The following is a 15,189-nucleotide window of genomic DNA, read 5'->3' as shown; positions in this document are numbered from 1 at the left end:
GTAAAACGCAAAATTCATATTAAAATTTTTTAACCGGAACAGGGACGCCCCGTAATTTTTGATATCTTGTGGCATTTTCAACCAACAACCGATCTAACCGCTTGAAAACGCAACCACTACGTAAGGAAAAGAACTGTCTTAACTGCGGTACGGAAGTGCCGGAACGCTATTGTACCCACTGCGGACAGGAAAATACGGTACAACATGAAACCTTTGGGCACCTGGTAGGCCATTTTGTAGCAGATATCTTTCATTACGACTCTCAGTTCCTGTCTACACTCAAAGCCTTGCTGGTCAAACCAGGATTTCTTACCAGGGAATATATGGCGGGTAGGAGAGTACGCTATGTAAATCCGATTAAACTATACGTATTCATTTCCTTTGTCTTCTTCTTTGGGGTACTGGCCCTGAATTCCAGCCATAAAGAGGAAAATGGGGAAGACGAAGTGACAGAAGAAACACTCATCAATACCGGTATCGGCAAAGATACCATCCGGCTTGCTGCCGGCACCGCCGGACTCAAAAAAGCATTTGAAAACGATAGCTCCGCTACCGGCCGTAGAATAACGGAACTGGCTACTACCATGAATAATGTAAAGTCAACCCGCGAGTTCGACTCCCTGCAACGGACACTGCCCGATTCCCAGCGGATGAACAGCGTAGCCAGAAAATTACTGCGGAGGATGGTAGAGGTGCAACATAAATACGGAAAAGATACGCAGGCAGTCATCGTGGAAATGTTCCAGCATAACCTGCCCAAGTTAATGTTTATACTGCTCCCGCTTTTTGCACTATTCATGAAATGGATGTACGACCGGAAAAAGTGGCTCTATGCAGATCATGCCATTTTCGCTATCCACCTGCATACCTTCGCTTTCATCATCGGATTGCTGGCATCCATACTCACCGCTATTTTTCATAAAGGTATATTTCTTACCATCTGTTATTGGTCTATTTTTATTTACCTGGTGCTGGCCCTCCGGAATAACTATCATCAGTCATTGGTGAAGTCCTTGTTTAAAAGCATTTTCTTGCTGGGCATTTACCTGGTATCCGCTGGTATTGTATTCCTTGGCTTCCTGGTGCTTATATTTGGAATATTTCTTTAAATTTAGAAATGCAACCAGAATATATCATCATACACCAACAAGTAGCGCCCTTTGTGGCTCATATCCAACTGAATCGCCCTAAAGAGCTGAACGCATTAAACCTCCAGTTGATGAGCGAATTGAGAGATGCGCTCAAAATGCTGGATGCCGACGACCAGGTAAGGGCTATTGTACTCAGTGGCAACGAGAAAGCCTTCGCCGCCGGCGCCGATATTAAACAAATGGCCAACAAATCCGCCATCGATATGTATAATATCGACCAGTTCAGTACCTGGGATACCATTAAAAAAATAAAGAAGCCCATCATTGCAGCGGTGAGCGGCTTCGCCCTGGGCGGCGGCTGCGAACTGATGATGCTCTGCGATATGATCGTAGCCAGCGAAACAGCCCGGTTTGGCCAGCCGGAAATAAAGCTGGGCATAATGCCCGGCGCCGGCGGTACCCAACGGCTCACCCGGGCTGTAGGAAAAGCCCTCGCCATGGAAATGGTGCTCACCGGGCGGTTTATTACGGCAACAGAAGCCCTCCAGGCGGGCTTGATAAATCGCGTTGTGCCCGTAGAACTCTTTTTGCAGGAAGCCATTAAACTGGCCGCCGAAACCGCTACAATGAGCCCTGTAGCCCTTAAAATGGCCAAAGAAGCGGTGCTAAAAGCATTTGATACCAGTCTCGAAGAAGGATTACATTTTGAACGTAAAAATTTTTATCTTCTCTTTGCATCCGAAGATCAGCAGGAAGGCATGCAGGCATTTGTAGAAAAAAGATCACCCGTATTCAAAGGGAAATAGCACTATTTATTGAAAACCATTAAACATTTCTATAATCTGACTTGTTAACCTTCCACTGACAAAAATATCGTATATACATTGCGGGAAAGTGGTGCCTGTCAGTGTTTTTGTAACCCCGTCAAAAATTAAAAATTTAACCATGAGTGCGAAACGGATTCCGGTGGCGTCACTGATATCATTTACGCTTTGTATTGTAGCCTGTAGTGGTCCTGCTCAACCTGTAAGAGCGGTTGTACTGGCAGATGAAACCACGTTACCCGCCACAGATACTATGATCGCCGCCGGCGATACTATCCAGACCGACCAGGTAGCTTCCTGGAATGCTTTCCTTTTCTATGATGGTAAATATGCTCTGGAATGCGGCGTATTCGAAAAAGAACCGCTGAAACGCCGCTTCGAAGCCCTGATCAGCAAAGCCAGGAAAACTTTCTTCGAACGGTTTAAAGTAACCCCTCCTATCGAAGTAGAAAGCCAGATCCTCTTCAACGAAGGATATATGCCGGGAAAGTCAGGCTACGATGAGGCCGCATTGGCAATAGATATCGATCGGGATATTATCTACGTAGGTATCACGGTCAATCGCAACCTCCTCCTTTTTAGTGAAAAAGGAGATACCGACTATCCCGAGAAATTCCTGCAATGGATGCAGAAGTTTGAACGTTGATAATAAGCAGGTGAGCTAATGAGCCTAATGCAAAAAGCTATTGTGGAGAAAACCAAAGCGATTTTAAGTATTCGCTAAGATCATTCTCCACAATAGCTTTTTGCTTTAAGCTTTCCGTTCTTTATTAATGGTCAAACTTATTCTTTAACGCGGCCAGCTTAGCCTGGAAATCGTTTAACGGCGCTTCCTTCGCGGCTGGTTTATCCCTGCGCGGCTCGCGGCGTGTATCGTTATTGCGGGCATCCTGGTTTTTACGCTGCCCCTGAGCTCCGCCGGCATTGCTGTCTTTCATCGACAAAGAAATACGCTTACGTGCTACGTCTATTTCCAATACCGTTACCTGCACCTTCTGATTCAGCTTCACTGCCTCATTAGGATTGCTGATAAATTTATTGGAGAGATGGGAAATATGCACCAGTCCATCCTGCTTCACACCTATATCTACGAACGCTCCAAACGCGGTAATGTTGGTTACTACACCCGGTAATACCATACCTGGTTTCACGTCCTCTATCTTATGGATACCCTCGGCATATTCAAAGATGGAGATCTCATCCCTCGGGTCGCGGCTGGGCTTAGCCAGCTCCTTAAGGATATCTTCCAATGTCAGCAAACCTACTTCTTCACTCACATAATCTTTCGGATTGATCTGCTTACGCAGGTCATCTTTACTCATCAGGTCGGGTACCGTGCAATGTTGCTTTTCCGCCATGTTCTTAATGAGATCGTAACGCTCCGGATGCACCGCTGAATTATCCAGTGGATTATCCCCGTTTTCAATACGGAGGAAGCCGGCGCATTGTTCAAATGCTTTATCTCCCAAACGATGTACTTTCTTCAACTGCATACGGTTGCTGAAAGCTCCGTTTTCTTTACGGTATTTTACGATGTTTTCCGCCAGGGAAGGACCCAGGCCGGAAATATAGGCCAGCAAATGCTTGGAAGCGGTATTCAGGTTTACGCCCACGTTATTTACACAGCTCACGACTACACGGTCCAGGCTCTGTTTCAGCGACGACTGGCTTACATCATGCTGGTACTGCCCCACGCCAATAGCTTTAGGATCTATCTTCACCAGCTCAGCCAGCGGATCTATCAAACGACGGCCAATGGAAACAGCCCCCCTCACCGTTACATCGTAGTCAGGGAACTCTTCCCGCGCTACTTCCGAAGCAGAATATACGGAAGCACCGCTTTCATTCACCATAAATACATTGATCTTCTTACCAAAGTCGATCTTCTTCACAAATTCCTCTGTTTCACGACCTGCAGTACCATTACCTACAGCAATGGCAGCGGTATCGTATTTATCAGCCCACTTCTTCAGCAAGGCTTCGGCATCATCCCGTTTGTAATTTTTTTCCAGCGGGAAAATAACGTCGTGCGCCTGCATATTACCCTGGTTGTCCAGCGCTACTATTTTACAACCAGTTCTGTAACCAGGGTCAATGGCAATAACGCCTTTAGGGCCCAACGGCGCTGCGAGCAGCAACTGGCGCAGGTTTTCCGCAAATACTTCTATTGCTTCGGCATCTGCTTTTTCCTTGGCCACCGCCCTGAACTCATTTTCCAGGGAAGGACGCAACAGACGTTTGTACGCGTCGGCAGCAGCTTTGGTTACCTGCTCTGCAGCAGCCCCTTTACCGGTTACAAATTGTTTGTTGATCAGCGCATTCGCATCTTCTTCAACCGGTGCTATAGAGCTAAAAAGGATACCCTCGTTTTCTGCCCGTAATATAGCCAGTACCCGGTGAGAAGGCATTTCCCGCAAATCCTCTGAAAACTCGAAATAGTCTTTATATTTATCACCTTCCGCTTCTTTACCTTCTACTACTTTAGAGGTAAGCTTGGCAGTATTGGCAAACAATTTACGCAGCTTATCGCGGCACTCGGCATTTTCATTGATCCATTCCGCAATAATATCACGGGCGCCTTTCAAAGCCTCTTCAGACGTAGCCACCTGCTCGTTGATAAAGGTTTCAGCAGCGGCAGTATCAGTGTCCTGCTGCTCAAATAACAGCTTGGCCAGCGGCTCCAATCCCTTTTCAATAGCCACCGTTGCACGCGTTTTACGCTTGGGTTTATAAGGCAGATAAATGTCTTCCAGCTCCGCCAATACCCAGGTTTCTTCCAGTTTGGCCAGCAGCTCAGGAGTCATTTTCTCTTGTTCCGTAATCGTTTTGATAATAAACTCACGACGATCATCCACTTCCTTGTAACGCTTCTGCAGGTCCTCTATACGGCCTATCTGTACTTCATCCAGGCTACCCGTTACCTCTTTACGGTAACGACTGATGAAAGGCACCGTAGAACCTTCAGATAACAGGGTCATGGTATTTTCTGCCTGCTTGCCGGAAATACCTAACTCCGATGAAATAAGCGCAATGTGTTTCGGATTCATAACTCAATACTTTTTTGGGATTTTTGATTGTCAGATCTTTCGATTCCATTACAGCAAAAAATCCTTTGCAGCAACAAAATACAGCCATCTCCCAACCATGAAATCACTACAATTTTATAGCTCGCAAATGTAAGTAAAATGGGCTTTTAACCAAGAAAAAGAAATCCCCATTTTTACAGGTTTCCTCCCGCCCGGAGCCTAAATATCAAAATCCCCGAAATGATCCCTATTTTTACAAAATATGGAAAAGACAGCTACTTTTGATCGCCTCCTGCAGATCATGGACGATTTAAGGGAAAAATGCCCCTGGGACCGCAAGCAAACCATCCAAACGCTCCGGCAGCTCACCATCGAGGAAACTTATGAGCTGGCAGACGCCATTACTGAAGAAAACTGGAAGGCTATCAGGGAAGAACTGGGCGATATCCTCCTGCATATCGTGTTTTATGCCAAAATAGGCTCGGAACAACAACAATTTGATATCAACGATGTCATCAACGGCGTATGCGATAAACTCATCCACCGCCACCCACATATCTACGGTGATGTTAAAGCCGAAACAGAAGACCAGGTCAAACAAAACTGGGAAAAACTGAAGCTCAAAGAAGGCAAAAAATCAGTGCTCAGCGGCGTACCACAATCACTGCCTGCACTGGTGAAAGCGATGCGCCTCCAGGAAAAAGCCAAACAAACTGGCTTCGAGTGGGATACCACCAGCCAGGTATGGGATAAAGTGAAGGAAGAAGTGGCAGAACTGGAAGAGGTGGTCCAATCCGGGAATAAAGAACAGATAGAAGATGAATTTGGCGACGTAATGTTCTCCCTCGTCAATTACTCCCGCTTCCTCGATATCGACGCGGAAAACGCATTGGAACGTACCAACAAAAAATTCCAGCGCCGCTTCCAGGCCATGGAAGCCCTGGCCCTGCAACAAGGCCGCACCCTCAATGACATGAACTTAACGGAAATGGATACACTCTGGAACCAGGTGAAAGCCACCGAAAAATTATAAACGCATTGATCGACGCTAAAGAAATAAGACTCTTTTTCCTCCGGCACGGATACCTGTTGATCGTGGCTGCCTGGCTCTTTACCTTCGCCTTCCTGTTCAGCAACTACTGGTCGTACTACTCCTCGCCACAGGGCGTGAAACGCAGCATGGAGAAAAGTATCCACCAGCGCGAAAAAGATTTTCAACGCCTGGTGGCAGATACTTCGCTCGCCAATGCCCTGCTGCATCGCAGCTATGATCAGAAAACACTGGACCAGCTTACCAACCAGCCGGAATACTATCTCTTCGCCTACGACTCCTCCAACTCCGGCGTATGGCTCACCTTCTGGAATACCAGCCAGGTACAGCCAGAGGAGCTGCAAACGATCCTGCAACCGGGCGACCGCTTCATGAAACTGAAAAACGGCTATTATGAAGTGCTTACCCGCCGGCTTAAATCTACTGCCAGCCACCAGCAATTTCTGGTAGGCGCAATACCGGTGCGCATGGAATATGCCATCAAAAACAGTTACCTCGTCAGCCACTTTTACCATAAGGAAGAACTGGGCGATGAATACAGCATCCTGCGGGAAATGCCAGCCCTGCAACTACCGGAACATATTATCCTGCCGGTGAATAACGGAAACGGACAAACGCTTTTTTATCTCGACTACAACGCCGGCATGCACGTGCATCCACCCAATAACCTGAGCGTACTGCTGCGGGTACTGGGCTGTATCTGTGTGCTGATATTCCTGAACCTCTTTGCCACCCTGCTGGCCAAAACCACGAACCCGCTGTATGGCTTCCTGTTCCTGTTTCTCATCGTATTCGGGCTCCGGGTGCTCAGCTATATGTACCCCTTCCCGTTCGACCTGAAAGAGCTCAATATCTTCGACCCCAGGATCTATGCGAAAGATGAGGTGTTTTACTCCCTTGGCGACCTGCTCATCAACGTGCTGCTCGCATTCTGGATGGTCCTCTTTTTCCGGGAACACGTGAAAACGATCAACCCGCCAGTGATCAGGAACCGCTGGCTGCAAAGCGGGGTGATCATCGTTGCCAGCCTCATTCTCTATATCGTAGAGCAATTCATGGCCGACCTGATCCAAAGCCTGGTAATCGATTCCAAGATATCATTTGATGTAACCAACTTTATCAGCCTGCCGGAATACAGTATTATGTACAGTGTCATCGGCTTTGTGGTCCTGGGATTCATCTCGTTCAGCTTTTTATTCTTCTCCCAGATTATTAATTACCTGCTCAATGAGCTCACCAATTTCCAGTACCGCACCAAATACATCTGGCTGGGGGCTGTAGGTATCATCTGGCTGCTGTTCCGGGTGCATAACCCTGAATTGCCCTTCTCCATATCCATGGTAGTCTGGCTGTTGCTGTATATCGTACTACTCGATTTTATTGCCGATCGTTTCGAAAGCAGCCTGGCTACCGTTCCTTTCCTGTTCTGGCTTTTCCTGTTGACTATCACCACTTCCGGCGCACTGGTACACTACAACAATCACAAAGAGTTATATGCCCGGGAGAAACTGGCGGAAGACCTGTCGAAACAGAAAGATCCTTACCTGGAAATGCTGCTGAACGATATCGGGAAAAAGATAGAACAAGATGAAGCCATCCAGTTTTTCTTCCAGGACCACGGCGCCAGGGACCACCGTAAGGCGGCTTTCGATGAACTCTTACAGAAATATTTCCAGGGATACCTGAGCCGGTTTAAGGTAAATATCTATGCCTATGATGAAAACGGCGCCTCCCTGTTTTCTTCGGATACCGTGAGCCTGATGACTTTTAACCGGTTGATGTTTACCAACCCGGAAGCTGCATCCTCTTTGGTTCCAGGCAACGATCTTTACTATTACGAACGCAGTTTCAACGACTATAGCTATATCGCCAAGAAGGAATTTCGTAAAGCCAATAACGACGTAGCCGGTTGGCTGGTATATACCTTATCGCCCAAACCGGTGAGCAGCGACCGCCTTTACCCAGAACTGCTGGTGGAAGGCGACCTCTCCGATCCCGGCCGCGAATACGCCGGCGCCTATTCCTTTGCGGTGTATGATAAAGGGATACTCGTGAGCAACAACAACGACTTTCCTTTCCCCATACGTCTCTATCCACACGATCTTCCCACTACTGATGTAGAGATAAGATCTGTTAAAGGCTATTCAGAACTGATCTACAGAGCGTCGGCTGAAAAAGTGGTAATGGTGGTAAAGGAAAACAGGATGTTCATTGAATTCATTACGCTCTTTGCTTACATGTTCTGCCTGTTTCTGCTCATCATTGTCATCTACAAGGCTTTCGACCTGCTCATTAAAGCCAGGATGCGCCTGGCTAACCTGCGGAGCCTCATCGATGTAAACATCCGTAAGAAAGTACACGGCACCATCATTTTCGTTATCATATTTTCCTTCCTCATCCTCGGCATCACTACTATCAAATTCTTCATCTATCGCTCGGAAGCTCAAAACCGCGAGCGACTGAGTAAAACCATGAGGGAGGTGGCGAAGGATGTGGAGAAAGTATTCGAAAATCAGCGCGATCTCGACCAGGTGGGAGATATATACGACTCTGAACTAATGAAGAAATTATCTGCCTCCCTTTCTGATATCGCCGACGAAAGGGCACTCGACATCAACATCTACGACCGGGATGGCAACCTGCAGCTCACCACGCAGCCACTGATGACCGACAAAGGACTGATTTCTTCAAAAATGGATCCACAGGCCTATTTCCGCCTGTTCCGCCAGGAGCAGATCCAGTTTATTCATACAGAATATATTGGTATCATGCCTTTCCTGTCGGGCTATATGCCCCTGCGCAATCATGATACCCACGAGGTGATCGCTTACCTGAACGTGCCATATTTTGCCACGCAAACAGAGCTGAACCAACAGATATCCAACTTCCTGGTAGCGCTGATTAATTTCAACGCTTTTATCTTCCTCATTGCCGGTATGCTGGCACTGCTGATCACCAACTCAATCACCCGTTCCTTCTCCCTGGTAACAGAAAAGCTCCGTCACGTGAACCTGGGGCAGCGTAACGATGAAATTGAGTGGGATAAAGATGATGAAATTGGCGCGCTGGTAAAAGAGTATAACAAAATGGTGCGTAAACTGGAAGTGAGTGCAGCAAGGCTGGCCAAGAGCGAGCGGGAGGGGGCCTGGCGAGAAATGGCCCGCCAGGTAGCGCACGAAATTAAGAATCCGCTTACCCCCATGAAGTTGAGCATCCAGTACCTGCAACGCGCTATTGCCGGCGATTCGCCTAATGTAAAGGAGCTGTCGCGCAACGTGGCAGGCACGCTGGTAGAGCAGATCGAACACCTGTCCAATATCGCATCCGACTTTTCAGCCTTTGCCCGCATCGGCGAACCAAATAACGAAACCGTGTTGCTGAATGAGGTGGTGCATTCGCTCACTTCCCTGTACCAGGGACATGAAGACTGTGAGGTTACTTATATCATGCCGGAGCAGGACTTTTATGTATTTGCCGATAAAACGCAGATGAACAGGCTCTTTACCAACCTGCTGCTCAACGCCATACAAGCCATTCCCGACGACAGGAAAGGGCAGATCAGGGTGCGTTTGCAGAAATCTGCCGACCAGTACGTGATCGTCAGCGTAGCGGATAATGGACAAGGTATTTCAACAGAGGTACAGTCGCGCATCTTTGTGCCTAATTTTACGACCAAGTCTTCCGGTACCGGCCTGGGGCTGGCCATGTGCAAAAACATTGCGGAACAGGCGCGGGGGGAAATATGGTTCGAAACCATCCTCAATGAAGGCACTACTTTTTACGTGAAACTGCCGCTTATTACCGAATAATAGCTTATCTGAATACCATAAAAAAACCGTTTCGATCATTCGAAACGGTTTTTTTAAATAACTTCTTCGGCAAGGATTATTGTACTTCTTTTGCTACAAAGCTCTCTTTAATTTTCTCCAACAGTTTGCTGTCGATAATTTGTTGTGCCAGTTGTATCATGTTTTTGAAGGCCATTCCTTTGGAAATACCGTGACCGATAATTACAGGTTTGGAAACGCCTAAAACAGGAGTACCGCCGTATGATTCAAAATCCAGTTTGTTAATGTATTCATCATGAATATTGCGTTTTACCGCGATTTCATGGAATGATTCTGCCATTTTCAGCACCACGTTACCAGTAAAACCTTCACAAACAATCACATCTGATTTTTCAGAGAAGATATCTCTACCTTCAATATTACCAACGAAATTGATTTGTTTGTTTTCTTTTAACAGGGGATAGGTGGCTTGTGCGAGCAGATTGCCTTTGCCTTCTTCTTCACCGATATTCAGCAAGCCTACCTTAGGATTGTTGACCTTCAGGATATGCTTGGAGTATAGGGAGCCAAGGAGGGCAAATTGCGCTAGGTTTTCAGGTTTGCAGTCGGCATTGATACCTACATCGAGTAACAGACCGTACGAACCGTTTTCACGGGGTACCAGAGTAGATATAGTAGGACGTTGCACTCCTTCTATGGCCTTAATAGAATAATAGGTGCCTACCATCATGGCGCCGGTGTTACCAGCACTGATGAAAGCATCTACTTTTCCTTCCTTCAATAAATGAAAACCGATTGAGATAGATGAATGTGGCTTCTCTTTCAGCGCCTTAGTAGGATGTTCATCCATCCCAATTACCTGGGATGAATGAACAACTGAATATTTTGATTGGTCCAGCTGTGCAGCTGTTAATAAAGGAGCTAACTGTTGCTCGTCTCCTATCAATACCAGATGCACATCAGATGCAACAGTGTCTAAATATACTTTTACTCCTTTTACTGCTTCTGCGGGGGCGAAGTCGCCTCCCATCATATCAAGCCCGATTCTCATGTAACTCAAGTTTGTTCTTGTTAGCTCGGGTAAAAATAAGTAAAATAATTATTTAGCTGCGCTCTGTTTTTCCAACACTACTTTACCTCTGTAGTACAGTTTGTTTTCCACCCAATGAGCACGGTGTCTCAGGTGCACTTCACCGGTTGCGCTGTCTGTGCTTAAAGTATCCGCTACCGCCTTATAATGCGTTCTTCTCTTTGCTGATCTTTGCTGAGAATGTCTGCGTTTAGGATTTGGCATTTTATTTAATTTTTAATTGTCCTTAAATTTATCCAATCCTTTCCAGATTGGGTTATCGTTTTCTTTTGCCTGCTGGTTCATTTGCTCCAGCATTTCAATCACCTTCGGATTACATCCACTCTTGCCATCGGCATTGTCGGGATGGATCCGCTGCATTGGAATGCTCAAATGGATGAATTCGTAAATATAGGCTGCCACGTTTAAATGGCTTTCCGTTTTCAATATATACGAAACTTCCGGATCCTCTTCATCGTTTGCCAGCTGTTCCGGATTCTCTACCAGTTTTACTACCTGGTTAAAATCATCCCAAAGCTGCATTTCAAAGGGCTCGCCACAACGGTCACATGTAACAGTCACCTTCCCGCCAATCTCAAATTTCAACAAAAAGAAATTGCTCTTTTTGTCCAATAAGAGGTTGACAGTCACCGCACAATTGCTGAAATCCTTCGGCTCTTCGAAATTATCAAAGAAACTATCTCCGATAGCATACTGAAATGAATGAACCCCCGGATTTAATCCGACAAAGGCAATATCAAATTCGCGGAGTGGTTTCATATCAATATCCTCACTTTTAGAGGGATGCAAAGGTAATTAAATATTTGCAATTGCAAAAATTTCATAAATTTGTTCACCAACGATATCTTATTTATATATATATTTATATCATAAAATATCAGCCATATTGATGTTGTGACATCGGGCGTGAGGCGCAAAGGTACGGAATTCACCTTTATCTTATACCTGTTTTTCGCAATTGAACAATTATTGAAAACCCGTAGTACCCTATTCCATCAATAGATGAAGGCCACTGGAAGAAAGAGTAAGAAAACAATTGCTTCTGAGCGCACCGGCATGCCAACAAATGGCGCCCCGGACATCTTTTCTCTGCCCATTACCGCCTGGCTCAACAGCACCAATGCCGGTATCCTGGTAACTAATGAAAAATTCCGCTGCATCTGGGTAAACGACATCTTTGCACAATATATGGGCAAAGAATCTCCCGTAAACCGGACTTATACCGACCTTATCCGGTTCTTTAAGCCCATGGTAGCCGAAAATGTCCCCCTGGAAGTCAAGATGAAATCCCTGCGCCAGGAGAAAAAACCCTGGTTCGGCTGGGAAGTACCCTTCCGGAATGGTCAGATATGGGAAATCACCTATCTCCCCGTTTTCAATGGCCAGGGCTTCAGCGGCAGCATCTGGCAAGCGATCGACGTTACCCGCCGCCATCACACCCAGGAAGCCATCCGGCGCAACGAGGAAAAATTCAGGATTATCCTCAATAACCTCAACGCCGCCATGTGCGAAACCGACGTAAAAGGCAATATCACCCGCGTATATGAAAGCTTTTGCCGCCTCTCCGGCTATCACGAAGAAGAATTAATCGGTAAAAATATCACCGACGTCTTCGTACCGGAACAAAACCGTGCCTTCGCCAGGGCCCTCCGCAGGAAACGCCAGGAGGAAAACGTTCCCCTCGTATACGACATGGAAATAAAGCTGAAAGATGGCTCCCATCGCTGGATATTAGCCAGCTCCACGAATATTTACGACCACAATGGCCGTATTACCGGTGGCGCCGGCATCCACATGGACATCACCGGGCAAAAGAAACTGCAAACCGACCTGGAGGAAGCCCGCAAACAGGCCGACGAAGCCCGCCATGCACAGAAAGACTTCCTTGCCAGTATGAGCCACGAAATAAGAACACCGCTCAACGCCATCATCGGCATGGCCCACCTCCTGGAAGAAACCCAGCTGGATCCGCAACAGAAAGAATATGTCAATATACTCAAACACTCCTCCGGCATACTGCTGGGCATCGTCAGTGATATTCTCGATATTTCAAGGATAGAAGCCGGGGAAATACAAGTCAACCAACGCGAATTCAACCTCCGCGAACTGATTCAATCCCTCCGCCATACTTTTGAACTAAAACTGGGACGCCGACCCGTGAAAATTACCGCCGAACTGGATGCCAGCCTCAATACCTGGCTCATCGGCGACAACGTACTACTGAACCAAATACTACTCAATTTGTTAGGAAATGCAGAGAAGTTTACCAATGAAGGTGAAATTGCTATCAAAGCCACCCAGGAAAGCTGGCTGGATAACAAACTCTGGATACGGTTCCGCGTGGCAGATACAGGCATCGGTATCCGGAAAGATAAACTGGAACTGATCTTTAAAAACTATAAACAGGCAGAAGGAGATATCCGCGAGAAATATGGCGGCACCGGCCTGGGCCTCGCCATCGCCAAACAACTGGTGGAATTCCAGGGAGGCGCCATCGCCGTGGAAGAACTGCCTGGTTTTAATACCTGCTTCAGTTTCAATATCCCCTTTATGGATAGCCGGCGTCCACTCACCACCACCAACGCCGGAAAACTAAGCAGAAAGCTCTTGCAAAGATCCTTCGAACACGCCCGGGTACTTGTCGTAGAGGATAATCAAATGAACCTCCGATATATCATGAGCCTGCTCGAAAAATATAAAATCAATTACCAGCTCGCTACCAACGGGCCAGATGCTACCTATTTTCTGGACTCCAGGCAATACGACCTTATCCTCATGGATATCCGTATCCCGGGAACGAACGGACTGGAACTGGCGCAAAAAATCAGACTGGACGAACAACAACCTAATGTGGCTACTCCCGTTATCGCCACCACTGCCGTAGCCATGGAAAGCACCGCTACAATGGCCAGAGAAGCGGGAATAACCGATATTCTCACAAAACCGTATACGCCAGACCAGCTATTACAGATTTTTAATAAATATCTCAACGAAGACGAAACAGAACTTATAATGGAAGAAGTGCAGCACCTAAGTGGGTTTGAGTTTAATAGCGATTTGGACGTAAAATATCTCACAGATCTCTATGAGGGTAACATTTCCTATGCAGCCGACTTGTTCGAAATCTTTATCAGAACTATCCGCGATGAAATCAGAAAAATTGATGTACTGGTCGACCACCGCGACTGGGAACAAATGAAATTCCAGGTGCATAAACTGAAGCCCAACTTTGCCATGGTAGGCCTCACCTGGATTAATGCCAAAATGCAGGAGCTGGAAAATCAACTCCGCTTCAACCAGGAAACATACAGGACCGAAATCACCCAGCTATTTACCGAAATCAAGGAAGACCTGGATAAATACTACCCGCTGGTGGAAGAAGAATATCATAAAATGCGCGACTTTATCGACACACTCCCCGGTGAAACATCAATATGATTGCAAAATCTCCCGGATACTGTTGTAGTAATTACCGCCAAACAATAACAAATGCACCATTAAAGGATATAACTGGCAAATGCCTATTCGTTGCTGCCATCCCGGCGATAATGGATAGGCCGCCTGATAAGCATAATAAAAACGGGTATCAAATCCACCGAAAAGCCGGGTCATCGCCAAATCCATCTCCCTATGCCCGTAATATACCGCCGGGTCAAATACACAAACTTTCCCCTTGCTGCCTACCATAAAATTGCCCGACCATAAATCCCCATGCAATAAAGCAGGCGCTTCTGCCGGAAATATATGCGGCAACTGCCGGCATAAGGTTTCCACCTGCTGTACCATCTGCTTATCTACGATCTGCTGGTCATATGCCATCCGGATAAGCGGCAACAGCCGGTTAAACGCGTAAAACACGGCCCAACTGCTGTAAGGCGTATTGTATTGCTTTAAACTTCCAATATAATTAGGCCCGTTATAACCAAAATGAGGCTGCGTTACCTTGTGCTGCCGGGCCAGCGATACCGCAAAATCATCCCAGAACCCGCTAAGCGCCTGCCCCTTTGTTAAAAATTCCAGCAACAGGTAAGCCTGTCCATTCACCCGCCCGTAACCCAGCGGTTTCGGTGTGTCCAGCGCCTGGGCCGACTGCAACTCCAGTAAACCTGCGTATTCCTGCGCAAACATATCCGGGAAACGCACGCCATCATTCATCTTCACAAAAAAATATCCCTCGTTGGTGGCTATACGAAAAGATTTATTAATATCACCTCCATGAACGCTTTTTGCCTCATTTATATGTATTTTTACCTTCAATTGCTCGGAGAGTGCCGTACTCAACTGCATTTGTAGAATTTCATCTATCATGTTCCGCCACA

At 46.7% G+C, this 15,189-nt stretch carries 11 protein-coding genes; 6 read left to right on the top strand and 5 right to left on the bottom strand.

The annotated features are described in order from the left end of the window. Positions 1 to 101: 101 nt before the first annotated feature. The 3 genes from HGH90_RS27325 to HGH90_RS27315 all read left to right on the top strand — a co-directional run bounded on the left by HGH90_RS27325 (position 102) and on the right by HGH90_RS27315 (position 2,561). Positions 102 to 1,109, top strand: coding sequence for a DUF3667 domain-containing protein (locus HGH90_RS27325; RefSeq protein ID WP_169192349.1), 1,008 nt, complete (start codon positions 102 to 104; stop codon positions 1,107 to 1,109). An 8-nt stretch (positions 1,110 to 1,117) separates the two neighbouring features. Continuing rightward, on the top strand, positions 1,118 to 1,897 hold the full coding sequence (locus HGH90_RS27320; protein WP_169192348.1) for an enoyl-CoA hydratase-related protein: 780 nt from the start codon (positions 1,118 to 1,120) through the stop codon (positions 1,895 to 1,897). Between the two features lie 139 nt (positions 1,898 to 2,036). Continuing rightward, positions 2,037 to 2,561 carry a hypothetical protein gene (locus tag HGH90_RS27315; protein WP_169192347.1) on the top strand — a complete coding sequence of 175 codons (525 nt, stop codon included), beginning with the start codon at positions 2,037 to 2,039 and terminating at the stop codon, positions 2,559 to 2,561. Between the two features lie 124 nt (positions 2,562 to 2,685). Here the strand turns inward: HGH90_RS27315 and HGH90_RS27310 are convergent, their stop codons facing one another. After that, complete coding sequence (locus HGH90_RS27310) at positions 2,686 to 4,962, bottom strand: Tex family protein (protein ID WP_168767216.1); 2,277 nt, start codon at positions 4,960 to 4,962, stop codon at positions 2,686 to 2,688. A gap of 241 nt (positions 4,963 to 5,203) precedes the next feature. Here HGH90_RS27310 and mazG point away from each other — a divergent pair, with 241 nt between their 5' ends. Together mazG and HGH90_RS27300 are read left to right on the top strand one after the other, a co-directional pair. After that, positions 5,204 to 5,974: a nucleoside triphosphate pyrophosphohydrolase gene (mazG, locus tag HGH90_RS27305; RefSeq protein ID WP_169192346.1), complete on the top strand. Its 771-nt coding sequence runs from the start codon at positions 5,204 to 5,206 to the stop codon at positions 5,972 to 5,974. 5 nt (positions 5,975 to 5,979) lie between these two features. Next, positions 5,980 to 9,801, top strand: a complete 3,822-nt coding sequence (locus HGH90_RS27300) for a sensor histidine kinase (RefSeq protein ID WP_169192345.1) — start codon at positions 5,980 to 5,982, stop codon at positions 9,799 to 9,801. Positions 9,802 to 9,877: 76 nt separating this feature from the next. Here HGH90_RS27300 and plsX read toward each other — a convergent pair whose 3' ends face one another. From plsX to HGH90_RS27285, 3 genes are read right to left on the bottom strand one after another with little or no spacing between them, the layout of a single operon-like run. Next, on the bottom strand, positions 9,878 to 10,831 hold the full coding sequence (plsX, locus tag HGH90_RS27295) for a phosphate acyltransferase PlsX (protein WP_169192344.1): 954 nt from the start codon (positions 10,829 to 10,831) through the stop codon (positions 9,878 to 9,880). A 48-nt stretch (positions 10,832 to 10,879) separates the two neighbouring features. Then, positions 10,880 to 11,074 (bottom strand): 50S ribosomal protein L32, encoded by a 195-nt coding sequence (gene rpmF, locus HGH90_RS27290; RefSeq protein WP_079473289.1) that lies wholly within the window; start codon positions 11,072 to 11,074, stop codon positions 10,880 to 10,882. 12 nt (positions 11,075 to 11,086) lie between these two features. After that, a complete protein-coding gene (locus tag HGH90_RS27285; RefSeq protein WP_168767212.1) occupies positions 11,087 to 11,629 on the bottom strand; it encodes a YceD family protein in 543 nt (180 codons plus the stop codon). Positions 11,630 to 11,872: 243 nt separating this feature from the next. Here HGH90_RS27285 and HGH90_RS27280 point away from each other — a divergent pair, with 243 nt between their 5' ends. Beyond that, a complete protein-coding gene (locus tag HGH90_RS27280; protein ID WP_169192343.1) occupies positions 11,873 to 14,308 on the top strand; it encodes a PAS domain S-box protein in 2,436 nt (811 codons plus the stop codon). On the opposite strand, the gene HGH90_RS27275 is transcribed toward HGH90_RS27280, so the two are convergent. Continuing rightward, positions 14,300 to 15,178 carry a fructosamine kinase family protein gene (locus HGH90_RS27275; protein WP_168767210.1) on the bottom strand — a complete coding sequence of 293 codons (879 nt, stop codon included), beginning with the start codon at positions 15,176 to 15,178 and terminating at the stop codon, positions 14,300 to 14,302. The two genes, HGH90_RS27280 and HGH90_RS27275, sit on opposite strands and share 9 nt — an antisense overlap. Between the last annotated feature and the right edge of the window lie 11 nt (positions 15,179 to 15,189).

The organism is Chitinophaga sp. Ak27 (assembly GCF_012726295.1).
Classification (GTDB): domain Bacteria; phylum Bacteroidota; class Bacteroidia; order Chitinophagales; family Chitinophagaceae; genus Chitinophaga.
The sequence above is the reverse complement of the archived record's forward strand: the minus strand, read 5'-3'. Positions and strand labels throughout refer to the sequence as shown.